Origin of the sequence: Vreelandella sp. F11 (assembly GCF_042466685.1) — a bacterium.
Classification (GTDB): domain Bacteria; phylum Pseudomonadota; class Gammaproteobacteria; order Pseudomonadales; family Halomonadaceae; genus Vreelandella.
Map to the genome: position 1 here is coordinate 2024796 of NZ_CP170448.1, position 25693 is coordinate 2050488.

Annotated in this window: 26 protein-coding genes; 20 read left to right on the forward strand and 6 right to left on the reverse strand. The window is 53.4% G+C overall.

Features of this window, described 5'->3' with window-relative positions; translation table 11 throughout:
• The first annotated feature begins 10 nt into the window (after positions 1-10).
• Positions 11-763: a Crp/Fnr family transcriptional regulator gene (locus tag ACFIOZ_RS09120; protein WP_386083363.1), complete on the forward strand. Its 753-nt coding sequence runs from the start codon at positions 11-13 to the stop codon at positions 761-763.
• Between the two features lie 63 nt (positions 764-826).
• Here the strand turns inward: ACFIOZ_RS09120 and ACFIOZ_RS09125 are convergent, their stop codons facing one another.
• Complete coding sequence (locus tag ACFIOZ_RS09125; RefSeq protein ID WP_386083365.1) at positions 827-1354, reverse strand: PadR family transcriptional regulator; 528 nt, start codon at positions 1352-1354, stop codon at positions 827-829.
• 66 nt (positions 1355-1420) lie between these two features.
• Between ACFIOZ_RS09125 and ACFIOZ_RS09130 the strand changes: the two genes are divergently transcribed.
• The 4 genes from ACFIOZ_RS09130 (at position 1421) to ACFIOZ_RS09145 (ending at position 8322) form a co-directional block, all read left to right on the forward strand.
• The gene (locus ACFIOZ_RS09130; RefSeq protein WP_386083367.1) at positions 1421-1843 is read left to right on the forward strand and encodes a DUF2306 domain-containing protein; all 423 of its coding nucleotides are present in this window, start codon (positions 1421-1423) and stop codon (positions 1841-1843) included.
• Between the two features lie 215 nt (positions 1844-2058).
• Positions 2059-2571, forward strand: coding sequence for a GNAT family N-acetyltransferase (locus ACFIOZ_RS09135; RefSeq protein ID WP_386083368.1), 513 nt, complete (start codon positions 2059-2061; stop codon positions 2569-2571).
• A 106-nt stretch (positions 2572-2677) separates the two neighbouring features.
• Positions 2678-7888 (forward strand): DUF4011 domain-containing protein, encoded by a 5211-nt coding sequence (locus ACFIOZ_RS09140; protein WP_386083370.1) that lies wholly within the window; start codon positions 2678-2680, stop codon positions 7886-7888.
• A gap of 29 nt (positions 7889-7917) precedes the next feature.
• Positions 7918-8322 carry an NUDIX hydrolase gene (locus ACFIOZ_RS09145; RefSeq protein WP_386083372.1) on the forward strand — a complete coding sequence of 135 codons (405 nt, stop codon included), beginning with the start codon at positions 7918-7920 and terminating at the stop codon, positions 8320-8322.
• Here ACFIOZ_RS09145 and ACFIOZ_RS09150 read toward each other — a convergent pair.
• Together ACFIOZ_RS09150 and ACFIOZ_RS09155 are read right to left on the reverse strand one after the other, a co-directional pair.
• Positions 8270-8575, reverse strand: coding sequence for a type II toxin-antitoxin system RelE/ParE family toxin (locus ACFIOZ_RS09150; RefSeq protein ID WP_386083374.1), 306 nt, complete (start codon positions 8573-8575; stop codon positions 8270-8272). The genes ACFIOZ_RS09145 and ACFIOZ_RS09150 overlap by 53 nt on opposite strands.
• A complete protein-coding gene (locus ACFIOZ_RS09155; RefSeq protein WP_386083376.1) occupies positions 8563-8820 on the reverse strand; it encodes a type II toxin-antitoxin system Phd/YefM family antitoxin in 258 nt (85 codons plus the stop codon). The genes ACFIOZ_RS09150 and ACFIOZ_RS09155 overlap by 13 nt, the downstream gene beginning before the upstream one ends.
• 182 nt (positions 8821-9002) lie before the next feature.
• Here ACFIOZ_RS09155 and ACFIOZ_RS09160 point away from each other — a divergent pair, with 182 nt between their 5' ends.
• The 15 genes from ACFIOZ_RS09160 to ACFIOZ_RS09230 all read left to right on the forward strand — a co-directional run bounded on the left by ACFIOZ_RS09160 (position 9003) and on the right by ACFIOZ_RS09230 (position 22638).
• Entirely contained in the window at positions 9003-9629 is a 627-nt protein-coding gene (locus tag ACFIOZ_RS09160; protein WP_386083378.1) for a LysE family translocator, read from the forward strand.
• 58 nt (positions 9630-9687) lie between these two features.
• Positions 9688-10275 (forward strand): O-methyltransferase, encoded by a 588-nt coding sequence (locus ACFIOZ_RS09165; RefSeq protein WP_386083380.1) that lies wholly within the window; start codon positions 9688-9690, stop codon positions 10273-10275.
• A gap of 99 nt (positions 10276-10374) precedes the next feature.
• The gene (locus tag ACFIOZ_RS09170) at positions 10375-10866 is read left to right on the forward strand and encodes an arsinothricin resistance N-acetyltransferase ArsN1 family B (protein WP_386083382.1); all 492 of its coding nucleotides are present in this window, start codon (positions 10375-10377) and stop codon (positions 10864-10866) included.
• 389 nt (positions 10867-11255) lie between these two features.
• Entirely contained in the window at positions 11256-12950 is a 1695-nt protein-coding gene (locus ACFIOZ_RS09175) for a methyl-accepting chemotaxis protein (protein WP_386083384.1), read from the forward strand.
• 294 nt (positions 12951-13244) lie between these two features.
• Positions 13245-13937, forward strand: a complete 693-nt coding sequence (locus ACFIOZ_RS09180) for a hypothetical protein (RefSeq protein WP_386083386.1) — start codon at positions 13245-13247, stop codon at positions 13935-13937.
• 199 nt (positions 13938-14136) lie between these two features.
• A complete protein-coding gene (locus ACFIOZ_RS09185) occupies positions 14137-15174 on the forward strand; it encodes a hypothetical protein (protein WP_386083388.1) in 1038 nt (345 codons plus the stop codon).
• A 16-nt stretch (positions 15175-15190) separates the two neighbouring features.
• The gene (locus ACFIOZ_RS09190; RefSeq protein ID WP_386083390.1) at positions 15191-15988 is read left to right on the forward strand and encodes a M48 family metallopeptidase; all 798 of its coding nucleotides are present in this window, start codon (positions 15191-15193) and stop codon (positions 15986-15988) included.
• Between the two features lie 191 nt (positions 15989-16179).
• Positions 16180-17262, forward strand: coding sequence for a GGDEF domain-containing protein (locus ACFIOZ_RS09195; protein WP_386083391.1), 1083 nt, complete (start codon positions 16180-16182; stop codon positions 17260-17262).
• Between the two features lie 115 nt (positions 17263-17377).
• A complete protein-coding gene (locus tag ACFIOZ_RS09200) occupies positions 17378-17779 on the forward strand; it encodes a DUF2784 domain-containing protein (protein ID WP_386083393.1) in 402 nt (133 codons plus the stop codon).
• Positions 17780-17832: 53 nt separating this feature from the next.
• Positions 17833-19200, forward strand: a complete 1368-nt coding sequence (locus ACFIOZ_RS09205) for a CHAD domain-containing protein (RefSeq protein WP_386083395.1) — start codon at positions 17833-17835, stop codon at positions 19198-19200.
• Between the two features lie 88 nt (positions 19201-19288).
• The gene (locus tag ACFIOZ_RS09210) at positions 19289-19495 is read left to right on the forward strand and encodes a ParD-like family protein (RefSeq protein ID WP_386083397.1); all 207 of its coding nucleotides are present in this window, start codon (positions 19289-19291) and stop codon (positions 19493-19495) included.
• Complete coding sequence (gene map, locus ACFIOZ_RS09215) at positions 19488-20279, forward strand: type I methionyl aminopeptidase (protein WP_386083399.1); 792 nt, start codon at positions 19488-19490, stop codon at positions 20277-20279. The genes ACFIOZ_RS09210 and map overlap by 8 nt, the downstream gene beginning before the upstream one ends.
• A gap of 197 nt (positions 20280-20476) precedes the next feature.
• The gene (locus ACFIOZ_RS09220; RefSeq protein ID WP_386083401.1) at positions 20477-21784 is read left to right on the forward strand and encodes a S8 family serine peptidase; all 1308 of its coding nucleotides are present in this window, start codon (positions 20477-20479) and stop codon (positions 21782-21784) included.
• A 71-nt stretch (positions 21785-21855) separates the two neighbouring features.
• Positions 21856-22095 carry a hypothetical protein gene (locus ACFIOZ_RS09225; RefSeq protein WP_223288885.1) on the forward strand — a complete coding sequence of 80 codons (240 nt, stop codon included), beginning with the start codon at positions 21856-21858 and terminating at the stop codon, positions 22093-22095.
• Positions 22096-22152: 57 nt separating this feature from the next.
• Positions 22153-22638 (forward strand): VOC family protein, encoded by a 486-nt coding sequence (locus ACFIOZ_RS09230; RefSeq protein ID WP_386083403.1) that lies wholly within the window; start codon positions 22153-22155, stop codon positions 22636-22638.
• Between the two features lie 80 nt (positions 22639-22718).
• Here the strand turns inward: ACFIOZ_RS09230 and ACFIOZ_RS09235 are convergent, their stop codons facing one another.
• The 3 genes from ACFIOZ_RS09235 to kynA all read right to left on the reverse strand — a co-directional run bounded on the left by ACFIOZ_RS09235 (position 22719) and on the right by kynA (position 25645).
• A complete protein-coding gene (locus ACFIOZ_RS09235) occupies positions 22719-23483 on the reverse strand; it encodes an alpha/beta hydrolase (protein WP_386083405.1) in 765 nt (254 codons plus the stop codon).
• Positions 23484-23495: 12 nt separating this feature from the next.
• A complete protein-coding gene (kynU, locus tag ACFIOZ_RS09240; protein WP_386083406.1) occupies positions 23496-24725 on the reverse strand; it encodes a kynureninase in 1230 nt (409 codons plus the stop codon).
• 83 nt (positions 24726-24808) lie between these two features.
• Positions 24809-25645, reverse strand: coding sequence for a tryptophan 2,3-dioxygenase (kynA, locus tag ACFIOZ_RS09245; protein WP_386083409.1), 837 nt, complete (start codon positions 25643-25645; stop codon positions 24809-24811).
• Positions 25646-25693 lie beyond the last annotated feature (48 nt).

Consider the following 25693-nt stretch of genomic DNA (forward strand, 5'->3'; position numbering starts at 1 on the left):
GGGTAGCAGAGTGTCTCTCATCGATTCAGTAGTGATGCGGGGCCTTAGTACTCAAGGCGTTTTGTCTGCAGAAGACAAAGCGTTATTGCTGGGTCTTGAGCTCAGCCCTAGATACATGTCAGCTAGCGAGGTGCTCTGGCAGGAGAGCGAGGAAGCCGATCTGTTCTGCGTGGTCAAGGAGGGTTGGGCATACTCCTATCGTAACTTGAAAAATGGTTCAAAGCAGATCCTCAAGTTCTACCTTCCTGGCGATATTATCGGCATTCGCGATTTTGGCTTCACCCGGCGCTTGGCGAGCGCGGCAATGATTAATAAAGGTGTGATCTGTTCATTCTCATATCAGCAGCTTTTTGAACTCTTTGGGCGTTCGAGCTTAGCTGTCGGCATCGTGGCCACCGCCACGCGTCAGCAGGCGCAACTCTCCGAGCGGCTGATCTACCTCGGCAAGTATTCAGCCCACGAGCAGTTGGCGCACTTTCTCTACGAGATCTATCTGCGACTCAAGCGGATCAATGCCGTTGAGGACAATAGCTTCTTCATGCCGCTCACGCAGGAGCTGATTAGTGACGCGCTGGGGATGAGCCCGGTACACGTAAGCCGGACTTTCTCGATGCTGCGTGATGAGGGGCTGGTGATCCGAAACCGCCAGCACGTGAAGCTGCCCGACCCCGAAGCGTTGGCGCGGTTAGTCGAATTCAATGATAGCTATATCGATGAATTCCTACCTCCCTCGTTTTCTGAGCTTTTAAAAGCTAGCCCGTAAAGTGCTGGTAGCCTCTATCCCACTAAAGCCCCAGCTTCAACAAGAGGCTGGTTTCACCCATAGCTAATCTTCTTCCATCACTTCCTCGACCCATTCCACCCACGTTTCGGTAAGACGTTGGCCAAGTCGTAATGTATGCCAGGGCGCCCGTTGGGCAGGCGTCAACGCCTGTGGGTCGCTAAACCACTCCCGTTCTATTGCGGCATAGGTCATCAAGCGCTCCTTAAGCTGCTCACGAAAGGCGGTGAGTTCTTCGCGGCGGGCCTGCTTGGGCCAGCGTTCCCAGGCGAAAAATTTGGCGAACAGCGGCTGGCGCACTGGGCTTGCGGCCAAGGGCTCGGCGAGCCAGGTGTCCAGTGATTGACGGCCCGCTTCGGTCAGTTGGTAAACCTTGCGGTCGGGGCGCTCGGTTTGCGGCAGCGTCTCGCACGTCAGCAGGCCATCGCTACGCATCCGGTCAAGTTCGCGGTAAAGCTGCTGGTGGCTGGCTTGCCAAACATGGGCAAGGCCCGCTTTGAAGCGTTGCAGGATATCGTAGCCGGTGCCGGGTTCACGCTGCAGGGTAATTAATAAAACGGCGCGTAGGGACATAGGGAACCGTGTGTTGTGAGAACATTATGCACATAGTTGCATAATGAAATGATAGAGACTAGCCTTATGCAACAAGTTGCATTTGCCATGCGGCTGGCTTGTCTCTCGGAGGTTTCCATGGCGTTTACCCTGCATCTCTACGCGTCCCTTCTGGCCCTGGGGCTTGGGGCTATTGTGCTGCTCTCGACCAAGGGCACTGTGGCTCATCGAATAATGGGCAGTATTTGGGTGCTGGCCATGGCTCTTTCAGCTTTGAGCTCCCTCTGGTTTGGCGGCGGCGTTCTGCCGTTGATAGGGCACTTTGGGCCTATTCATCTGCTTTCGTTATGGGTGTTAGTGGCGCTTACTGTTGCGGTGGTAGCTATTTTGAAGCGCAGGGTAGAGCAGCATCGCAGTTGGATGACTGGCGCTTACCTGGGGCTGGTCGGTGCCTTTATTGGTACCTTGGCACCGGGGAGGTGGGGCGCCGTTCAGTTAGGCATATGGTGATGTTAAAAGCCATCATTACAACTAGAGCTGCTGAACTCGTAGCGAGTACTCCAATCACCATGAGTCTTATGCTAACTTAGCATCAATGGTTCAAAAGGTATTGCCTCACCGATAATCCAATTTGATTTACTTCTGCTCTCTTAGCCGAGATCAATATAAGCGTGAGCGCTGCGTTACCTGAACCATGTTTTCTGTATCCATTTATGGAGGCTTCAATGGGGCTTAGGCATGCGCAAGAACTCGATCTGCCGAGGATTGTAGATATTTATAATGCCGCTATCCCGACAAGAACTTCCACGGCGGATACTCAGCCGGTTGACATCGAATCGCGCCTTGAGTGGTTTCGGAAACATCAACCAGAAAGCCGTCCGCTACTGGTATACGAGCAGGACGAAGAGGTCGTTGCATGGGTGAGCTTCGAAAGTTTCTATGGCAGACCCGCGTATCGCCATACCGCTGAGCTGAGCATCTATATCGCCCCAGAGCATCAAAGGAAGCTGCTAGGAAAGAAATTGTTATTGGCGGCAGAGGAGATGGCGCCAACACTGGGTTTACGTATCCTGGTGGGCTATGTCTTTGCGCATAATGCCCCGAGTATGCGGTTGCTAAAGTCCCTTGGTTACCATGAGTGGGGACGCCTTCCTGATATAGCCGAGATGGATGGTAGGGAGTACAGTCTTTGTATTATGGGCAAACGGCTTACCAGTAACGACCTAGCTGGCGAGTGAAACGGTAATAGCCGGCTTGCTGCTGACCACCTTCTGATGAGCCTGTAGTTGGCCTAAACATCCACGCCTGAACGACCACTGGCTTTAATCTTAATTAAGAGTGCCCATGCCTAACCAAGAATCCTCTGTCCTCAAGATCCACGCCACGCTAGTGGAGAAGATCAATTTCGCCTGCCATCAGAGCGCGTTTGCGGTACTACGGGAGCTGCAGATTGAAAACATCAATGAAGAGCAGGCGCTTTCTGATCTTATCGTGACGCTGGAGGCTTCTCCTGGGTTTGTGAAGCAGAAAACCTGGACGGTGGATCAGCTGGCGGCGGGTGGGCGGCTGGCGTTAAAGGATCGCGATCTTGAGTTGGACGTTGGTTTCCTGTTTGGGCTAACAGAATCCATGCGTGGCACGGTGACGCTTAGCGTTCGTCAGGGTGATGAGACCTTGGTTGAGCAGGCAGTGCCAGTAGAGTTGCTGGCCTGTAATGAGTGGGGCGGGGCAGGCTATATGCCAGAGCTGTTGGCGGCGTTTTGTACCCCCAACGACCCAATGGTGGATCGGTTGCTGGGCCAGGCCAGCCAGATTCTGCGTAAGGCGGGTAAGCCCGACCAGATTAATGGCTATGAGTCCAACAGCCGAGAGCAGGTGTGGCTAATGGCCTCGGCGATTTATACCGCCATTATAAGGATGCAGCTGGGCTACGCGCTGCCGCCCGCCAGCTTTGAACGCAATGGTCAGAAAGTTCGCCTCCCTCACCACATTGAAAGTGCCAAAGTAGCGACTTGCCTGGACACCACTTTGCTATTTGCAGCAGCGCTAGAGCAGGCCCAACTGAACCCACTGGTAGTGCTTACCGAAGGGCATGCGCTGGTCGGGTTGTGGTTGGAAAAAGAAGATCTTTCCAGTGTGGTGGTCGATGAGGCGGAAACCCTTCGCCAGCGTATTCCCCTGCAAGAACTTATCCTGATTGAAACCACCTATACCACGCAGCATCCTGCGCCACCGTTTTCCAAGGCGGTCGAGGCAGGCAATAAGCAGGTCTCGCTGGATAAGAACCATGAGTTTGTCGCGGCGGTGGATATTCGCCGGGCACGGGCCCATCGCATCAACCCCATTAGCCTGACATCTCGGCCTGAGAACACATTCGCGGCAAGCCGTGCAACTGACACTTTCGAGCCGTTGTTGGAAGAGGCTCCGGATTTGCCTGCAGCCACCGTGCATATGGCGCAGGAAGTGTTTGAAGACTCGCCGGGTGGCCGTTTGGAGCGCTGGCAACGTAAGCTGTTAGACCTCTCTGCGCGTAACCCCTTGCTTAACCAGAAACCGAGTAAAAGTAGCCTGCCGTTGGTGTGCGGTGACCCAAGCGCACTGGAAGACTTGTTGGCGACCGGGGCGCGCATTTCAATCGCGCCGTTTCCCCGCTTACAGGCGCAGGATCAGGATGAGGATATTCATCGCCAGCGAACGGGGGAGGAACTCAAGGACGTCTACTCCCGCGATGCGCTGGACAAGAAACAAGTATTGGTAGATTTCAGCAAAGAAGAGCTGGAGAAGCGCTCGGTGGAAATTTACCGCAGGGCTCAGACCTCGTTAAAAGAAGGTGGCTCCAATACGCTGTTTCTGGCGGTCGGGTTTTTATTGTGGAAACCGAACGACAAAGGTAGCCGCCGCTACCGCGCCCCGCTGATTCTGCTGCCGGTATCGCTGGAGCGAAAGTCGGTACGCAGCGGCGTGAAGATGGTCGCCAGTGATGATGAGCCGCGTTTTAATACCACGCTGCTGGAGCTATTGAAAAAAGATTTCGCCATCGATATTAACGGCCTCGCAGGCGCGCTACCCGAAGATGAAAGCGGCGTCGATGTGGTAGGTATTTGGAACCGAGTTCGCCAGGCGATTAAAACAGTGCCTGGGTTTGAGGTAGTGGAAGAGGTGGTACTGGGGCACTTCTCGTTCGCCAAGTACCTGATGTGGAAAGACCTGATGGATCGCTCCGAGGCGCTGAAAGAGAGCCCGGTGGTGAAGCATCTGCTGGACACCCCACGCGAGCCCTATGAAAGCGATATTCGCTTTGTTGACGCCAAGGAGATTGACCGGGAATACACCCCCGCCGATTTATTGACACCGCTGCCTGCGGATTCGTCCCAGATGTCGGCGATTGCCACGGCGGATCGGGGAAAGGATTTTGTCATTATCGGGCCGCCGGGTACCGGTAAGAGTCAGACGATCGGTAACCTGATTGCCCACATGCTCGGCAAGGGCAAAAAAGTTCTCTTCGTATCGGAAAAGACCGCCGCCCTGGAGGTCGTGCATCGCCGCCTGCGGGAAATTGGTCTTGGTCAGTTCTGCCTGGAGTTGCACTCCAACAAGGCCAAGAAAGCGGATGTGTTGGATCAACTGCGCACTTCCTGGAGTAGCGCATCCAAGGCATCGGTAAGCGACTGGAAGGCGGAGGGTGAGCGGCTGAAAAACCTGCGTGATCGCCTAAATTGCGTGGTTAATGCCTTACATCAGCGCCACCGTAACGGGCTGACGGCGCACTATGCAATGGGTATCAAGATCCGCGACGCAGCGCTGGCCGCGAAGGCCAAACTCAGCTGGGCCACCGCCGCGACTCATGATGAAAAACAGCTAGAACAGCTGCGCGAAATAGCGACACTGCTGAGCGTGCAGGCCCACGCCGTTGGTAACTTGGTGGATCACCCGTTAAGTGCCGTCACTCATCACGACTGGCGGCCCCAGTGGCAGGAGGAGGTGGTCAGTGTTGCCCGGCGTCTCCAAGCCAGTGCAGACAAAATGTCGCTAGACTTGTCAGCCCTTGAGAAGGCGCTGGGTATCAGTTTGGGCAGGGTTAATTTGGTCAAGCTTTCGGCCGTGGCGGAGTGTGGTCAAGTACTGCTGGATGCCTATCGCCAGCCAGCCTCGTTTGCCCTGGAACCCGATGCCCCTGATCGGCTTGATGCGTTGGAAGAGGCAGTCACCCAGCTTAAAACTTATATCGCTACCCAGCAAAAATTAAGCTGTAGCTATGCGCCACTGGCGTGGCAAACGCTGGATGCCGCTGTACTTGGCCCGACCTGGGCAGCAGCCAACGAAACTTGGTGGCCGAAAAGCTGGTTTGCCAAGCGTAGCGTCGTCAAGCAGATGCGCGCAGGCGGTGCCCAGGGCACACCAAACCCCGATAACGATATCCCCGTGCTGATGCAGCTGCGCGAAACGGGCGGCCATATTGATCGCCTGGATGGCGTATTGAAGGGGCTACGGGGCTGGGACGCGTATAACTCCGACCCCGATGCTATGGCCGCCTTGAAGCTATTGGGTTCTCGTGCCCGTGTCGCGGTGGGCAAGCTTGCTGATGACGCAGAGTCGCTGGCGATGCTGCGGGGTAAGATTCGTACGCTGTTATATGATGCCAACGACCTGCTGGCGCCAGAGGCCCCGGTAGGGCGGGTGGTCAATGACTTCCAAGCGACCTTTGAGACGTTTACGGCGCTAAAAATGCAGTTTGAAGGGCTGATCGGTTCAACGCTGGATGGGCGTCTGGATGCCGATGTGCCCGCCTTGGAGGCGCTAAGCGCGCACTGCCAGCAGATTATCGACCACCATATTTCTTTGAAAGAGTGGTGTGCCTGGATGCGGCGCCGTTCTGAGGCGTTGGATTACCAGCTAGGCCCGCTGGTAGAGGCCATTGAGCAGGGCAGCGTATCGGCGGATCAGGTCAAGGAAGTGTTTGAAGCGGCCTACTGTGCTTGGTGGTCGGCGGCGGTGATTGGCGAAGATGAGGTGCTGCGCACCTTCTCATCGCCTGAGCATCAGGCCACGATTGAGAATTTCCGCGAGCTGGATAGCCGGTTCAGCGCCTTGACGGCCCAATATATCGCGGCGAGTTTGTCAGGGGAAATTCCTGATCAGGAGGGTATCCAGAAGAGCTCTTCCTGGGGCGTACTACGCCACGAACTGCAGAAAAAAATGCGCCATAAACCGGTGCGGGAGATGATGGAAACCATCCCCGATGCGATTACTACCCTGGCGCCCTGTTTAATGATGTCACCGCTCTCTATTGCTCAGTTCCTATCTCCAGGACAGGCGCTGTTTGATGTGGTGATTTTCGATGAAGCCTCACAGATTACCGTGTGGGATGCGGTCGGCTCACTGGCACGGGGCAAACAGGTCATCGTGGCGGGTGACCCCAAACAGATGCCGCCGACCAACTTCTTTAGCCGCTCCGATGATGACCCGGATGGCGATGTCGACGGTGAGGGCGATCTTGAGAGCATTCTTGACGAGTTGATGGGCGCCAGTATCCCCCAGCGGGTATTGAATTTGCATTACCGCTCCCGCCGCGAGAGCTTGATTGCGTTCTCCAACAGCCGTTACTACGAAAACTCACTGGTGACCTTTCCAGCCCCGGTACACCCTGACAAGGGCGTTTCGCTGGTGCGGCCAGAAGGGTTCTATGCCCGAGGAAAGGCACGCCATAACCAAGGTGAAGCGAAGGCCATAGTAGATGAGATCTTGCGGCGGCTAACATCGGAAGATGAAGCGATGCGCCGTCAGTCCATTGGGGTGGTGACCTTCAATACCGAACAGCAGAGTTTGATTGAAGACCTGCTCGACAAGGCCCGGGGGGAAGATCCCAGCATCGAGTGGGCATTCTCCGACGACGAGCTGGAGCCGGTGTTTGTGAAAAACCTGGAGACTGTGCAGGGCGACGAGCGGGATGTGATCTTATTTAGCATCACCTATGGCCCGGACGAAGCCGGCCACGTCACCATGAACTTCGGCCCGCTGAACCGCAACGGTGGCGAGCGCCGCTTGAATGTGGCCATGACCCGCGCCCGCTCCGAAATGGTGGTGTTCTCCACCCTGGTTCCAGAGCGTATCGATCTGGCCCGCACCTCAGCACGGGCTGTGGCTGACCTCAAGCACTTTTTGGAGTACGCCGAACGTGGCGCTGCAGCACTGGGCGCCGCCGTGCATGGCTCTGTGGGGGACTTTGAATCGCCGTTTGAAATTGCTGTTGCCCGAGCATTGCAAGAAAAAGGCTGGATCGTGCATCCGCAAATCGGCGTTTCTGCTTACCGTATCGATATGGGCATCGTTCACCCGGACAAGCCCGGTGTTTACTTGGCAGGCATTGAGTGTGATGGCGCCATGTACCACAGTTCAGCCTATGCCCGAGAGCGGGACAAGGTACGCCAGGGCGTTTTGGAAGGGTTGGGCTGGACGCTGTTTAGAGTCTGGTCAACGGACTGGTGGACAAATAAAGCCAAGGCGCTAGAGCTGTTAGATGCCGCTTTGACGTGGCAGCTTGAAAATACGAGGTAAAGCAGATCTAACTGCTGAGAGGAAGCACTATGTTCCCAGTATCAATCAAAGGTGTTTTGGTCTTGCCATCTGATGCGGTGGTACTGGCGCTCAATGACCGTGACGAGTGGGAACTGCCCGGTGGACGCATTGAGATTGGAGAACGTTCTACCGAATGCCTGGTTCGGGAGTTTAAGGAAGAGCTTGGTGTCGATGTTGAGGCAAACGGCCTTATTGATACTTACCTGTTTGAGGTGATCCCAGGTAAGCATGTGTTTATTGTCACCTATGGTTGCCGCTTAGTTGGGCGATTTAGCCCAGTAGTAAGTCACGAGCACAGCAAGATTGCGACGTTCCCAATCGATGATTTACCCGCTAATTTGCCCAGCGGCTACGCGCACTCTATTCGCTGCTCTCAAGCATGTACGAACGGAGCTGCCGTTCCTCTCGCATGACATAAAGGATGAGAGCCCGAGTCTCATCTTGACGATAAAAAATGCGACACGGGGGAACAACTACCTCCCTGTATACCGAATTAGGGAGTTCTGGGGGAGTCCGCCCGGATTGGGGAAAACCTTCCAAACGGTCGGTTTTATCGAAAACCTTTTTGACTAAGTGATTCGCAGCGGCAGGATTATCTAGCGCAATGTATTCAGCGATAGCGCCCAACTCCTGAAGAGCTGGCTCCGTCCAGACTACTTCAGCCATTTGCTCATTCTCTCCCTGGCCTCCCTTTGGCTGTATGTTCTTCCCTCAAGCCCAGCACGCTCTCCGCGTGCGAGCCCTTCAAGCAGCTCAAGACGGCGCTGCATGAACTCGTAATCTTGCACATCCACAAGATAAGCAGATGGTTGACCATGTTCTGTGATCAGTACCGGCTCCTTCGACAAATGCAGGTCTGCCAAAATTTTGGTGGCTTGGCGCTTAAGGTTGGTAACAAGTTCCACTTTCATGGGGATTACCCTGAATCAGACTAATAGTATCACTATAGTATCACTCTCCAGGGGTGACAACTTCAGCTAACGTGACCAACGACTAAGCGTTTTAAGGTGCCTTAATAAGCTTTTCAAAGAGCACTCCAATCATTATTGAGCTTATGCTAACTTAGCATTAACAACCTGTGAGGTAGCTTCCCATGTCTATTGAAATCTGGTTCGCCTTTGCCCTGGCGTCGGTGGCTTTGCTCGCCATCCCTGGGCCAACGATTTTGACCGTGGTTAGCTACTCCATCGCCCAAGGCAGGCGCGCCAATATTCCGCTTGTCGCTGCGGTGGCGTTAGGTGATTCAACCGCGCTGCTCTTTTCACTGCTTGGCCTAGGAGCGGTGTTAGCCACCTCGGCTTTTTGGTTCACCGTGGTCAAGTGGATCGGCGGTTTATACCTGCTCTATATGGGCATAAAGCTGTTGCGTGCCGGTCTATCATCAGTGCAGCCAGTAACACCAGCAGTATCAAGTTCGCGCTGGAGGCTCTTCACCAATACCTATCTCGTGACTGCGCTTAACCCGAAGGGCATTATCTTTTTCGTCGCCTTCTTACCGCAATTCGTCAGCCCGAACGCTGATGTTGGGCAACAACTATGGATACTTGCTGTCACGTTCGTGGCGTTGGCAACGCTCAATGCCACTCTCTATGCCGTATTCGCAACGTCGGTGCGCAAGATGCTTGCATCGCGTCGTGCCCAGCGCCGCTTCAACATGGTTGGTGGAACGTTACTCTCTTCAGCGGGTGTCTGGGCGCTGCTTGCAAAGCGGCCTGCGTAAGCAAAGGCCAGTCAATGTTCTGATTGAAATGCTGTGCCAAACGAAACGGGAGGCAACTGTGAGTGAAAATCTTCAAGAACTGCTAACGGAACTTGAGCAATTTGGCCAACAAAACGATGCTGCCATTTCTGAACGCCCAAGGCGCATGCTGAATATCACCCGCGATACGGGGGAGTTTCTATCGGTACTTGTTCAAGCAACCAATGCCCAGCGAGTATTGGAAATTGGCACCTCGAATGGATATTCCACCTTATGGCTGGCCCAGGCTGTGCAGAGAATTGGAGGGCAAGTTACCACCGTTGAGCTTTCCGAATTCAAGCTTGAGATCGCCGCGAAAAATTTTGCGCGCTCAGGACTCTCTGAGGTCATTACTCAACATCGAGGGGAGGCGGGTGGTCTGCTTGAGAGTCTGGACGATGCCAGTTTCGATCTGCTCTTTCTAGACTCAAAACGCTCTGATTATGTGCAGTGGTGGCCGAATATCCAGCGAGCTTTACGTAAGGGCGGGCTGCTTGTGGTGGATAATGCCACTTCCCACGCAGATGAAATGGCTGATTTTATGGAGTTGGTATCGGCAGATCCCGATTTCACCACGTGCAGTGTACCTGTTGGCAATGGCGAGTTTCTGGCAACGCGGTGTGGGTAACGCCTGCTTGGCATTAAAGGCTACCTAGCTGGCCTAGGAAGCGGAAGTCGATTTTTTAATCAGTGAACCTAAACTGTCAGAATATAAATGGAATAAACCATGATCAGAGATGCCGCAAAGGGTGATTCGGAAGCCATCGCGCACATTTATAACCACTACATCGAAAACACCGCTATTTCATTTGAAGAAAAGCCAGTCACGGGCTCAGACATTCAAGGCCGGATTGAAGCCGTTCAGGGGGTCGGTTTGCCTTGGTTGGTGGCAGGGGAAGATGATGCTGTGGTCGGCTACGCCTACGCGACAAAATGGAAGGAGAGAAGCGCCTATCGATTTTCAGTCGAGGCTAGCGTCTATCTTTCCAACCAGGTGCGAGGCAGGGGCTTGGGGGCAAAACTGTATGAAGCTATTTTTGCCAAGCTCAAAGAGAGCGGCATTCATGCGGTGATAGGCGGCATCACGCTTCCCAACCCTGCCAGCGTTGCGCTGCATGAGAAAATGGGCATGAAAAAAGTGGCCCATTTTGAAAGGGTGGGTTTTAAGTTCGATCAGTGGCACGACGTTGGTTATTGGCAGCTAAATCTGTATGCCTAATTGCCATCCAACATATTAAAGCCAATCTCTAAAATAAGGTTGGGGTACTTGAGTGTGTTGGGTGGAGTTTTAAATCTTTTTATTATTGTTATTTATATCAATATCTTAGCTCAAGAGTATCCGGGTGATTTTTTTTGCCCACGATTAATTTGTTAACTCATTGATTTGTTTACAACCAGAATCTTTGATATGACCTGTAAGGTAAATTAAAAAATTGACCTGAATCAAGAGTTTCAAAATATCTTTGTGTGACACCTAAAAGCCAGGTTACTGCTGCCGATAGTTTATAGCACTTACCTATAACACGTAGTCTGCTTGTTATGGAGTAATACCTTCCCCCATGGCTGGAGTCATTCGTTAACGATTGATTCTCTACATAAGAGTAGGCAATGAATAACCTATTGAAAAACCTAACTGTTAAGGCAAGCTTAACGGCTGTTTTGGGCTTGTTTACAGCTTTGATCCTCCTAGTCGCGGCGTTGGGCTACCAATCCAGCACTCTGGGAGCAAGTTCGATAGATGAACTTAACCGTATTAATGTTCAGCAACTGAACGCGCTTAACCGTGCCCAAGTAAATATTGCTGATACTCAGCTGTTCTTCCTTAACCACCTCGACGCATTGAACGAAGGTGATCAGACGCTGGCAGAAGCCCATCTAGAAAAAGCAGGCCAAATGCTGCAAAGGGCTCAGCAGCGGTTTGAAGCATTTGCAGCGGCACCAAAGTCTGAGCAAGGAAAACCCTTTGCAGATGCAATAGAAGCTGCCTTTACTCAACTTGTGTCCCGTGGTTTAGAACCACAATACGAGGCCCTGCTGAGTAATAATGAAAGTGCCTTTCGTACAGCCAAACGTGAAGGTGACCAGCTCAACCTAGCCTATATCCAGGCGAATGTAGCCTTCAACGACTATGCCAGCACACGTGGTCAAAATCTTATGGCCGATTACCAATCGACCATGACAACATCTGGTTATATAGGGTTGGCTGCATTGCTTCTGGTTTTTCTTTGTGTCGTCTTCGTTCGAATGGGCATGATGCGAGTTGTCATTCGTCCTATTGAGGAAGCCGTCCATCATTTTGAGCGCATTGCCCAAGGTGACTTGTCGCATAAAATCGCAGAGCGGGGACGAAATGAAATTGGCCAGCTGTTCGCGGCTATGCAATATATGCAGAAAGGGCTTTCACAAACCGTCTCATCCGTGCGTGATAGCAGTGGTTCCATCCATATTGGTGCGAGAGAAATTTCCGGAGGTAATGCCGATCTCTCCTCGCGTACAGAGCAACAGGCCGCTTCACTACAAGAGACGGCTGCCAGCATGGAACAGCTCACTGCAACCGTGAAGCAAAACTCGGATAATGCTCGCCAGGGCAGCACCCTAGCGAGTGACGCGTCTACAACGGCAGCGCGTGGTGGGGAAGCCGTAGGTCAAGTAGTTGCGACAATGCACGGCATCGCAGAAAGCTCTAAAAAGATTAGTGACATCATTGGTGTGATCGACTCGATTGCCTTTCAGACCAATATTCTGGCACTTAATGCATCTGTTGAGGCTGCCCGTGCAGGGGAGCAGGGTAGAGGTTTTGCCGTTGTGGCGACAGAAGTGCGCAATCTTGCTAGCCGTAGCGCCGATGCAGCCAAGGAGATTAGAGCATTAATTGAAACATCAGCGGGTCAGGTTCAGCAGGGCTCTAACCTTGTGGAAGGGGCTGGCCGAACAATGGAAGATATAATGGCTTCCGTGAAGCGTGTTGCCGATATTATGGATGAAATCTCCGCTGCTTCCTCGGAGCAAAGTGATGGCATCGAGCAGGTCAATCAAGCCGTTTCGCAGATGGATGAGGTGACGCAGCAGAACGCAGCCCTAGTACAAGAAGCTGCTACAGCAGCCGCTTCACTCGAAGAGCAAGCAGCGCAACTTGAATCGGCTGTGGCTACCTTCAAATTGGTTGATGGTGAGAACCGTGTGTCTCTGCCCATTGGTAATTCTGTACCCAAGGCAGTAGTGCCTTCTATAAAACAGGCCCGGCCTGCAAGTGGGAGGACGCCCAGCTCCAAAGTAGCAGAAGTCGAGTGGGAAGAGTTTTGAATAGCGGCTTATTTCAGTAGCAGATTATTATCCAATCGTGATTTAAACCCGGCGAAAATGGCCGGGTTTTGCTTTCTAAAGAGTAGTCTTCCAGGTTAGCGCTTTCCCGATTACTCGCTTGAAATATCATCTGAAATAAACGGGCGTGTTTTGTCGTCAATTTTTTTATGAATGATCACTCCTAGCCGAATCAAGAACTTCCCCCATATTAACAACAGATAAGATTACAAGCTGCTGAAATTAATACGTTATCTGCTAAGTTAGTAGTACCAATATGGCGAGAGGATTACATCAATGACAGGGACTAATAAACCATCGATGGCAGCATTGTTGAGTGATAACCGGGTAAAGATGCTCTTGGTCATCGCGATGATTGCGTTGGTCTGGGCCGTTCTGGCGCATAACATTGCAGGGTCAAGACAAGACAGTATGGAAGCACTCGAAGCACGATTGGCCGAAACTGAGCGAGTGCATCAGCAGGTTCAGGCGCAGATGTCCGAGGTGGAAGCCGCAGAGCTAGACTTAGCGACGTTGCAGCAGCGAATGAGCAACCTGGAAGTGGAACAAGCCGAGGCGGAGGCCGCGCTTGCATCGACAAGAGCCGACATTGCCAATGCTAAAGAAGAGTTGACCGCTTTAAGAGGCGAGCATGAAACCCATGAAGAAGAAGTGGGCACCCTCAACGAGCAAATAGACGAAAAAGAGAGCACCCTTGAGGAGCTGAATGAGACCTACGCCGAGGTAGAAAAAGAGAAACAAGAGGCTGAAGCTGCCCGCGATGCTGCTCAGCAGGCCCAGCAGGAGGCAGAAGAGGCGCGCGCTCAAGCTGAAGCAGACCTGGAAGCGCTAAACACCGAGATTGAAGAGGCTAATAACCAACTTGTCGTGGTGGGTGAAGAGGTAAGTGAGTTAGAAGCAACGCGCGATGCGCTCAACATTGAAATTACCTCGCTCAGAGTAATGCGCGACGAAGCGCAAACGCCTTAACAAGCGTAAATTTGCAGTGCAATGATCTAGACGTATCTCCCTGCGATTAAAACGGGGAGGTCGTCAAAGCATCCCATTCCAGCAACGTCACTGCTCAAGCAGATGATGACCCAATCAATGGTTCTGCCTATGTTCGACGCTCTCCCCAACGCTCTAGTAAGCTGGGACTTACTTTCAGCAGTCGGGAGAATTGATCACCATGACGCACGCCACCATTCTGCAGCAGGGCACTATCCACTGTTTTCCCGCCGGGCTACGCGATGAGCGCGGCAAACTGGTAAATGCCGAGGTATCTGCCGTGCTTTACGACGGTCAGCGACTTATTTTAGCCAGTGATAAACCGGTGCCGGGGGATGAGCGTTCGGCGATGTTTGCCATGCCGATGACCGAGCAAGGGCCGGATGATCGTCAATTGGAGTACTTCACCACTCCGTTGATTAAACAGGCTGTTAAGTATGAAGATCTCTCTCTCACGGCGGATGGCCGCCACGTGCTGGCCACTACTGGCTTTGACCGTATCGACAACGAAAGTCATGAACTGAATGATTACAACCATCTGTTGATCTGGCCGCTGGGCCATCCTGAACAGGTGCAGGTAGTCGATCCCGACCCCCGGGATGGTGTGGAAGGCTCGCTAGAACTTCGCACCAAGCTGGATCAAGCAATTGGTTTCCCGTATTACAAAATTGAGGGGCTGGCCGCCATTCCCGGCGAACGCGGCGATGGCCTGCTACTGTTTGGTATTCGTGAGCAGGGCCAAGCCCATGATGATTTTAGCTATGTCAGCCGGATTGTCGGCGCGCATTACGAGATCAGCGAAAGTGGCAACCTGGTGTTTATCGATGAGATGCGCGAACACTACACCTTCGACCCCGGCAGTCACTCTGCGGTGCGTTATGACTGCGGCCTATCAAGCTTGGAGTATGACCCCTACCATGGCCGTCTTTACCTGCTCAATAGCTTTGAGGTAATAGAGGCTGGTGAAGAGCGTATTGGCGGGTACCTGTGGGAAGTGGGCTTGAGCGGTTTTCGGGAAGGGCGCGAGCCAACGCTGGTGACCACCCCCGCAGGCTTGCCGATGGAGTTTGAGCACAAAGCCGAAGGTCTTGCCGTATTGGATCATGATCGGCTGTTCGTTGCCTACGATAACGACCGGCACCTCGGGTTGGGTAGCGTTGATGAACGCGACGAGCGTCATGCCTGTGAAGCGCCTTACACTCTACTGCACGTTTCTTAATCCAGGCGACCCTCCGATGCATCGGCGATTTCTCTCATCTCTATTTCTCTTGGGGGTGCTGGCTTCTTTGGCCGGCTGCGGTGAAACTCCCACCGGGCGCTCCCAATTGGCTTTAGTGCCGAACTCATTAATGGCCGACATGGGGGAAGACGCCTTTAACCAGTTGCGTAATAGCCAGCCGGTCAGCCGTGATGCGCAGGCTAATCAGTTGGTGCAGTGTGTAGCTGAGAGGGTGGTGGCTGGCGCTGAGGCAAGCTACCCAGGCAGCGCTTTCCCGACGCGCTGGGAAGTGGTGGTGTTTGAGGATGCTTCCCCCAATGCGTTTGCGCTGCCGGGTGGGCGCATCGGTGTGAATAGTGGCCTTCTGCGGGTGGCTGAAACCCCTGCCCAGCTAGCGGCGGTGATTGGCCATGAGGTTGGCCATGTGCTGGCAGATCATGGCAATGAGCGGCTTACCCAACAGCTTGGCATTAAAGCCGTGTTCTTGGTGGTGGGTTTATTAGGGGAAGAGGAATTTGGCAACCAGCAGTTAATGGAGGCCTTGGGTATCGGCGCCCAGTTGGGTATTAGCCTGCCTTTCAGCCGCACCCATGAAGAGGAGGCGGATTTGATGGGCCTAGAGATTATGGCGCGTGCGGGGTTTGATCCGCATCAAAGCGTGGCTCTGTGGCGTAATATGGCTGCAGCCGGTGGCGCTCAGCCCCCTGAATTCCTCTCTACGCACCCCGCCCATGAATCTCGCATTCGGGCATTACAGCAAGGACTGGAAAAGGCCTCAGCTAGCTATCGCGCGGTTACGCCTGCGGAATGTTGAGGTGAGCGGTATCGCGTTGTTGATAAAATAAGAAAAAAGTTGCCACGTGACGTAGGGAGTGTGGGGCTGTGCCATTAGAGAAACAGCAGTATCGGGTGCATGGGTTAACCGGACAGTTTTGCGATGCTAGCCATGAGCAGATATATCGCCACTCTATCCAGGAAAACGTGAGGCGTGAATACAGCCTAACAGTGAGCGTTGCGGCCTGTGTTTTTGGCATGTTCGCGATTTCGGATTTTTACCTGCTGGGTCTGACAAAGGAGTTCTATCTGCTGCTTGCCATGCGAATAGTGGTGGTGAGTGTTTGTCTGATGGTGGCGTGCGTGGTACGGCGCTGGTGGAGAAACGATTACCGAGTCTGGCTGCACGCTTTGCCGCTTTGGGTATTTGCCACGGGCATTATCTTGATTGTCCCCCTACGACCCGAAAGCCTCCCTACTCAAATCACCGCGGTGGTGGTGGCTACCATGGCGTTTTATCTTCTGATTCCCAATCCGCTAACAGTCGTGACAGCTGCCAGCCTCTACTTAAATATTGGTTTTTTAGTGGCTGCGGTGCTGTTCGCAAGGCTTGCCCCGGTAGCGACGCTGCTGGTTGCTCTGTTGCTGATTATGGGCAACGTTGTAGGATTTTTCGCCCTGCTTCGTCTTGAATGCCTGCAGCGCAAGCAATATGCACTGCTTCAGGAAGAGCGAGAGCAGAACCACCAATTACACAAAGAAATCGCGCACCGAAAATCATTGGAGGAACAGTTGAGAGTGGTCGCTGAGCGGGATGCATTGACCAGCCTAAATAATCGAGGCCACTTTATAAAACTGGCTAAAGAATTGCTGCAGCACTCGCAGTCCTGCAAGGAGCCATTCTGCCTGTTTATGATCGATGTGGATCACTTCAAGGACATTAACGACATCTGGGGGCATAGCCATGGGGATTGGGTGCTGACCAGGATCGCCGAAGTTTGCGCAGAATCTCTTCGTCCAACGGATGTGATAGGGCGCTTTGGTGGCGAAGAGTTTGTCGTAGCACTGCCAGAGACCAGTTTAAACGATGCACAGCCAGTCGCAGAGCGTTTGAAAAAGAGGGTGGCTGAGCTTTCGTTAACAGAAGAGATAGGCAAACTCCGCCCAAGCGTCACCGTGGGCGTGGCGTCCACAAATTCAGATGATACAGACCTGGAGACGTTGATTAAACGAGCGGATGAGATGCTTTATGTTGTCAAGCGTCGGGGCAGAAACCAAGTCGTCGTTTGTCTCAATGAAATTGAAGAGGAGTAATGCGAAAGAGCCGGAGTGGTTATTTCAGTACTTGATGGAACCACTGTTCCCTGAACACTCTGCTAATGCGTGCTGTCGAACGTAAGCTAAGTTTCGCTAGTGGGTACCCTCTGCTATGCCTTCCACGCTATTTCTCCTAATCGCCGACATTATTCTCATTCTCCACGTGCTGTTTGTGGCCTTCGTAGTGTTAGGCCTGGCCGCAATTTACGCAGGCTATTTCTTAAACTGGCGGTGGGTTCGCAATAGAACCTTTCGTATCGTGCATCTGTGCGCCATTGGCTATGTGGTGGTTCAGGCCTGGGCCGGTATGGTTTGTCCATTAACTACCTGGGAAATGGCGCTGAGGGCTGAGGCGGGCGCCGCTACCTATTCGGGCTCGTTTATTCAGTACTGGCTGCACAGCCTGCTCTATTTCAGTTTGCCGGAGTGGGTGTTTGTGGTGGGTTACACGCTATTTGGTAGTTTGGTGTTGGCCAGTTGGTTTGTGGTGAAGCCTCGTCAGCACTCTCCCTAGAAGATTGGCGTGTACTAAACTTAGCGTATCACACTGTGCTTGGGAGCGAACCCATGCGGCACCTATACCTAATGCGGCACGCCAAGGCTAAACAGCCCAGTGGCGACATGACCGACCACCAACGGCCGTTGCGAAAGGGTGGTAAACGTCAGGCAGCGGCTATGGCGCATGTGCTTCAGCACTGGCAAGCGTTAGAAGGGGGGATTTACGTCAGTACAGCGGCTCGCACGCGGGAAACCTTCGATGAGATCGCAGGCCAACTGCCTGATCATGCCCTGTTCAACCAGGTTCACTTTGATGAAGACCTTTATACATTCGATGGTGACGGGCTGCAGGCCTGGGTCGAATCGTTGCCAAACGAAGCCGAAAGAGTCCTGGTGATTGGGCATAACCCGGCGCTGTATGACCTGGCTCGTTGGCTCGACCAGACAGCGCCGCATTCGCTGCCCACCGGGAGCGTTCTGCATTTCACGCTGTCCGCTTCTTGGAAAAGCGCGGGGCATAACGGAGCCAAACTGGCAGGGTGCCTGACCCCGGAAACGGCCAGCTATCCTCTTTTTCAGCGCCTTGCTCCCCAACCACCCAAACGCAATAACGACACCGCCAGCCGTATTCGTGACATGCTGGAGCACCAGTATCAGATGATCCGTGCCTTGGAAGCTGGTGTTATCGCAGGTGTTGATCCTGAGTTCCTGCACCAGTACCGGGTCAATCTGCGTCGTAGCCGGGCAGTGGGTGAATCCGTGCGCGCCATTACCCGAGTGCCTGGCCTGAAAAAGATGCTTAAGCGGCTCAAGCAACGTGCCCAGGCTACCAGTGACCTGCGTGATATTGATGTGTTTCTGGAGGATATAGCCAAGACGCCCCCGCCGCTCACTCCTGGTAGTCGCCAGGGATTGATACAGTGGCTGCAGGATTGCCAGCGGGAACGCCACCAGGCGCTGTGCCAGCAGTTAAGTGCACCAGCGTATGCTGAGGAGATGGAGGCATGGCAGCACTTTATCGCTTCCGATGACGTTGGTAAGGCACTTTCGAAACTTACGCCAAAGCGTATCCGTACGGTACTGAATGAGCGTATCGCACGCCACGATGAAGACCTGGCGGCACTCTCGCTGGATACCCATGACACCGGGTTCCATGAACTGCGGAAGGGCGTGAAGCGGATTCGTTACCTGGCTGATCTGAATCCAGAGACCCCTGAGCCGTTTCTATCTCAATTGAAGCACCGCCAGCGCCTGCTCGGGGAGTATCAAGACCTGTGTTCCCGTCAGGCCTGGCTGGATGCCTTTGGCGCAAGCCCCGATAACGACCCGCAGCAACAGCAGGAGTGTGTTCAGTGGCGCGATTCGTTAGAGAAGCCGAAGCTTGTGCTGCGCAAAGAAGTATTGGCGTTGGAACCTATGACCAACGTGTCCCCGTAACAACGTAATCAGGTAGCCTTGCCGCCAATCGTTACGAGATATATGATTCGTATATGATTCATATTCATTTCATATATTGGGTGGTGTGATGGGTATCGTTAAGATCAATGATCAGTTGCATGAAGACATTCGCAAAGCCAGCTCGGTGATGGTGCGCTCAATCAATGCCCAGGCAGAGTACTGGATAAAGGTGGGCATGCTGGCTGAGGCCAATCCGGGCATGACCTTCTCTGACATCATGCGTGAGCAAATGAAGAAAGCCGACGTTGAAGTAAGGAAGGTGGTCGGTGAGTGAGCTGACGCTAAAAAGCGAGGAGGAGTTGCGTTTGATGCGGGAAGCCGGACGGCTACTCGGATTGGTGTTCAGTCATCTCGACCAACGGATAGCGCCCGGCGTATCCACCATGGCTATTAACGATTGGGCTGAGCGTTATATCGTCGATCAATTGCAGGCTCGCCCGGCCAGTAAGGGGCAATACGATTACCAGTACGTATTGAATGCCTCAGTCAACCACGTGGTGTGCCATGGCATTCCATCCGACAAGCAAATACTCAAACCAGGCGATATCGTCAATGTCGACATTACCCTGGAGAAAAACGGCTTTATTGCTGACTCCAGCAAGATGTATCTGATCGGTGATGTGACTCCCTATGCCAAGCGCCTGGTCGATAAAACCTACGAGGCCATGTGGCTAGGAATACAAGCGGTTAAGCCCGGTGCCACGTTGGGTGATGTAGGCTACGCAATTCAGCAATATGCCGAAAAGTACGGCTACTCTGTTGTACGTGAGTATTGCGGCCATGGAATTGGTCGGGAAATGCATGAAGAGCCTCAGGTGCTGCATTACGGGAAGAGAGGCAGAGGCTTAGTGTTAAAAGAAGGGATGGTATTTACCATTGAGCCGATGATTAATCAGGGCAAGGCCAAAATAAAAACCAAGCGGGATGGCTGGACGGTGGTGACCAGTGACAAGAAATTGTCTGCCCAGTGGGAGCATACAGTGGCAGTCACATCCTCTGGTGTCGAAGTGCTAACACTCCGCGATGACGAGTGCCTCCCTATTGAGATTAACCAATAACGACCATGTCTCATCCTCCTTCATTTAAGCGCCCTGTATGTTTAAGGATCGTAGCCTGAAATCGATCTGGCGAAGCACATCAGGTGCGTTAAGCTGAAATGGTGGGTGCTACATAGATAGGCATGCTTTCCCTTGCATGGTGTCTGTGATTCACCTATTCCATATCGCTTAACAGCTAAATGAAAAGGATGTCTACGATGGCGAAAAAACCGACAGGTAAAGGCAATACGCCAGCGGGTGAGTCACTCGCCACTGTTTCATGCGGCACCGAAAAACTGTTATTGGCAGCCCTCGAGCGGGGCGGTAGCTGTCTTGAAACCGGGCGCTTTTTGATCAGTTACCGTGAGGGGCGGGTAGAAGAGGGCATTAAGTCGCTAAAAGCCCAGAAATTTCGCATCGCTGATGCGCGGGATTTCACCGATCAAGCCGTTAGCCTGGAAGATGCCGGAGATGCTGAGGCAATGGTATTTCCGGAGATTGGAGTAGCGCTGGTAGGCGGCGATGCCCTACAGCAGCATGGCATGAGTGCGCTGGGTAAAGTAGCCGCGGATAGTCCCATCGAAATTATTGAGCCAGAGTATTTCGCCTTTTCTGAAAATTCTGAATATCTACGGGGTTTTTTGCGTGCAGCCAGCACCATCGCTCGTGATCTTGGCGTTGAGCTGGATTTGGAAGAAGGCGAAGAGAACCTTGAAGAGGACGCCCTTCGGCCAACTTGGGGGCTAAAACGCTGTAAGGTGCCGCAAAGTAGATGGAGTGGCGCGGGTATAAAAGTCGCCGTGCTGGATACCGGGATGGATCTTGGCCACCCGGATTTCGAGGGTAGGGAGTTCGTTACCCGCTCATTCGTTGGGGAGCCGGTGCAGGATATCAACGGGCACGGTACTCACTGTATCGGCACGGCCTGTGGCCCCCAGGCTCCCGGTGAAAACACACAGCGTTACGGGATCGCGTATGAGGCGCAGGTCTTCGTCGGCAAGGTACTGACCAACTCGGGCAGCAGTACCGGGGCGGGCGTGCTCGCTGGCCTGAACTGGGCCATCGCCAACCGTTGTGAAGTGATCTCAATGTCGCTTGGCAGCCAGAGCCCTGTGCAGGCCGCTTACACCCATGCAGGCGAGGCGGCACTGCGTAATGGGTGCCTTGTTATCGCTGCGGCGGGCAATTCAGCAACCAATACAGGGGCGCCTGCTAACTCGCCTACTGTGATGTCGGTGGCATCTCTAGACCCGAACCTGAAGCCCTCTAGCTTTTCCAATCATGGCAAGATTGAGATTGCCGCGCCTGGGCGCGATATTTTCTCCTCATGGCCCCGGCCCACCCGCCATAAAACGATCAGTGGCACCAGCATGGCGGCGCCACACGTGGCAGGCTGCGCCGCACTTTGGGCGCAATCAGATGCCTCATTGCGGGGAAGGAAACTCTGGGAGCAACTGGTGGCTTCGGTGCAGGAACTGCCGTTGCCTGAATCCGGCGTGGGAGCAGGGTTGGTGCAAGCTCCCTGATGTTAGACGACGTGCGCTGGGCTAGCGCTGCTTTCACGCCGCCCAGTGCACTTGCTACGGAGATATGCCAGATGCCAACGGTAGCGCTATGGTTGATCACTATTTCCAGCGATCAACCGATAAATGAAATGGCCACGCGCCTCAGCGCTGAGGGGTTAACCATCCAGGAGGTGCTGGAGGAGATCGGCTGTATTACCGGCTCGGCAGACGATGCCACGGCGGAACGGCTGAAAAAGGTCAAAGGCGTAGTGGATATAGCGCCTGATATGCAGATCGATATGGGGCCGCCGGGCTCTGAGGAGACTTGGTAAGTTCAGTCAATATTTCACTGGGCTTGATGAGCAGTATGGTTTTAGTGGAGACGTAACATGACTACCCCCGCAAAGAATACTGTTTGCCTTTGGTGCGATGGTAACGCAGAAGAGGCAGCGCTTTTTTACGCTGACACCTTTCCTGATTCGTTTGTCAGGGCGGTTCATCACGCGCCGGGGGACTTTCCTTCGGGTAAGCAGGGGGATGTATTGACCGTCGAGTTTACCGTGATGGGCATTCCGTGCCTTGGCCTCAACGGCGGGCCTGGGGTTACGCATAATGAGTCGTTCTCTTTTCAGGTCTCAACGAATGACCAAGCCGAAACGGATCGCTATTGGAATGCCATTGTTACCAATGGTGGCGAGGAAAGTGTCTGTGGCTGGTGCAAGGATAAATGGGGAATATCGTGGCAGATAACGCCTGCTGTGCTGATTAACGCCGTTACCAACCCTGACCCTGCCGTCGCAAAGCGCGCATTCGACGCAATGATGCAGATGAGAAAAATCAACATTGCTGAGATCGAAGCAGCAATTCAAGGTTAAGACATTGAGTAAGCTAGACGGTCATCATCCGCTTGGTGCTGGCCAGGGGGATTTACTACAGCTAATTACCTCTTCAAGTTTTATAACGCCTCTAACACATCAAAGTGATCGCAGTTAGCTATATCCACTAACTCGACTTGGATATGGCTAGTCTTTAACGCTGCAACGAAATCGTGCGCTTGTTGGCGAAAAGTGGGAGGATCATTTTCAGCGATCACCACGTGGCATGAGGGTAGTTTGCTCGAATCGGAAAATATAGGGCTTAACGCAAACGCTTGGGTTGGGTTGAGCTCCAGCGCTTCGTTAACGTAGGTATCCACCAATGGCGTTAGGTCATAAACGCCGCTAACCAGTATCAACTTATCGATAGGTATGTCACCCCTGGCGGCGACCCAGTAAGCCAGCTGTGCACCGGCGCTATGACCGCCTAATACAATAGACCACACGCCACCATTATCTGCGAGCGCATTGCATGCCGCCGTAACTCCCTCAATGCATTGGCTCACCATGGTGTTAATGGAATTTTTCGGTGCCAAGCCGTAACCCAGGGAAGCGAAGGCCATTCCACGGGCCAGGTAGCGTTCAGCCAGAAAGTCCGTTGCGGTGTTGTCCAGCGCCTGCCAGTAGCCGCCGTGAATAAATAGCATCAGCGGCCAGGGCCCCACGGTATTTGCAGGGATAAACAGGTTGAGACGCGCCGCCGGATCTTCACCGTAGCGCAGGGTAATCGGCTGGTGGCGTGCCTCCAGGTCGATACCTAAAGCTGCCTGGCGCCTTAAAGTGGCTTCATAATCCCGAGCGAAATGGCTCGGCGAGTAGGCGAGGTTCAGGGGAATTTCAGTCATCACGTACCTCTATTAGGTAACGGCCCCACGCACATGAAACTGCGGATCCTGGTACTCACCGCTTTCCATTACCTCACGGAAGTGCTGGGCAGCCTGCCAAACATCTTCAAAACTGAGATAGAGCGGGGTAAAACCAAAACGCATTAGGCCGGGTTCCCGGTAGTCGCCGATCACACCGCGGGCAATCAAGGCTTGAACGATAGCGTAGCCGTTTTGACTATCCACCAGTGATACCTGGCTGCCGCGCTGACTGGCTGATGGGGTTATATCGTCAATATTATAAGTGGTAAAAATATCGCTTAAACACTCTCGAAACAGGTCGCTCATGGCCAGACTTTTTGCTCTCAGTGCATGCATGTCCACCCCGCGCCATAGGGCGAGTGAGGCTTCCAGAGCGGCGTAGGCAAGTGCCGAATGGGTGCCAGTGCGAAAGCGGGAAATATCCCCCGCTGGGGTGTAATCCGCTTCAAAAGCGAAGGGCGATGCATGGCCGTGCCAGCCGGAAAGCGGCTGCCAACCTTTGTCTTGATGATCGCTATGCACGTATAAAAAAGCTGGCGCGCCAGGTCCGCCGTTAAGGTACTTGTACGTACAGCCTACGGCGTAGCGAGCGCCGCAACCGTTTAGATCAATGGGCAGTGCGCCTGCGGAATGGGCCAAATCCCAAATGACTTCCGCACCGTGGTCATGCACCAGTTTCGAGGTGGTGGCCATATCGCGTAATTTGCCAGTACGGTAGTTAACTTGGCTCAGTACCACCACGGCTACACCGTCGAGGTGTTCGGCCAAGTTGCCTCCTTCGGGCAGGAAGCGGTGCTCGGCGCCGCTCACCCGGCAATAGCCTTGGGCGATGTAGCCATCGGTCGGAAAGTTGCCGCCTTCGCTAAGAACCGTCTGGCGACCCTCCTTGCTTTGGCCCAGAATATACCCCAGCAGCTTGAAGATATTTAGCGTGATATTGTCGGTAACGCTCACCTCACCGCGTTGCGCACCAATCACCGGGGCTAGTAGATTGCCCAGGCGTTCCGGGGCATCGAACCAGCCCTGATTCCAGCCTTTGATCAGTTGGTCGCGCCATTGATCCAGAGTCTCATCGACCGCCTGTTTGGCGGCCTTCGGTTGAGCGCCCAGTGAGTTCCCATCAAGATAAAGCACGCCTTCGGGCAGGGCGAAATGGCTTTTAAAGTCTGCCAATGGGTCTTGGCGGTCACGCTCACGAACACTATCCAGGCTTACAGTCATATGGCTGCTCCGAAAAATTGTATGTCGCTGTTTTGAATATCAAGACGGTAGTTAAGCTGGATGCGCAGCAGCGCACTAAGTGCTTATATCGTCGTCCGAACACTCCACAGTTCCGGGAAGAACTGAAGATCCAGCGCTTTGACCAGATAATTCACCCCAGCCGTTCCCCCTGTGCCGCGTCTATAACCAATGATACGTTCGACTGTTTTCATGTGGCTGAATCGCCAGCGCTGAAAGTTGAATTCGACATCCACTAGTTTTTCAGCAAGCTCGTATAGATCCCAGTGCTGTTCGCTGTTGCGGTAGATTTCCGTCCAGACCGCTTCCACCTCGCTACTGGCGGTGTAGGGGATGCTCCAATCGCGTTGAGTTTTGCTTTCCGGAATGTTGAAACCGCGTTTAGCAAGCAGCTGCAGCACGATATCGTAAAGACTGGGCGAGTGGAGGGATTCCTGAAGTTTTTGGTAGTGTTTGGGTTTTGATCGGTGAGCTTCGATTAGCTTGGCGTTCTTGTTACCCAACAGGAATTCCATTTCCCGATATTGATAGGACTGAAACCCAGAGCTCTGGCCAAGGCTGTCTCGGAAGCTGGCATAGTCGGCGGGGGTCATGGTGACCAGCACTTCCCAGGCCTTGATAAGCTGTTCCTGAATTCTGGAAACCCGCGATAGCATTTTGAAAGCAGGGCGCAGGTTATCTTCTTGAATATGCGCTGCGGCGCCATGAGCTTCGTGAAGGCACAGTTTGATCCATAGCTCGGATACTTGATGGATAACGATGAAGAGTAATTCATCGTGTTCATCAGAAGCCGGATTCTGGCAAGCAAGCAAGGGTTCCAGATCCAGGTACTGGCCGTAGCTAATATCCTGATCCCAATGGATGGCTTCATTATCGACGCTGTTTTCTTCAGGAGTCGTCATTTTATTCTGCCTTTGCCGCTGTGTTATGAGTGTTTTTTTTCGTTTTCA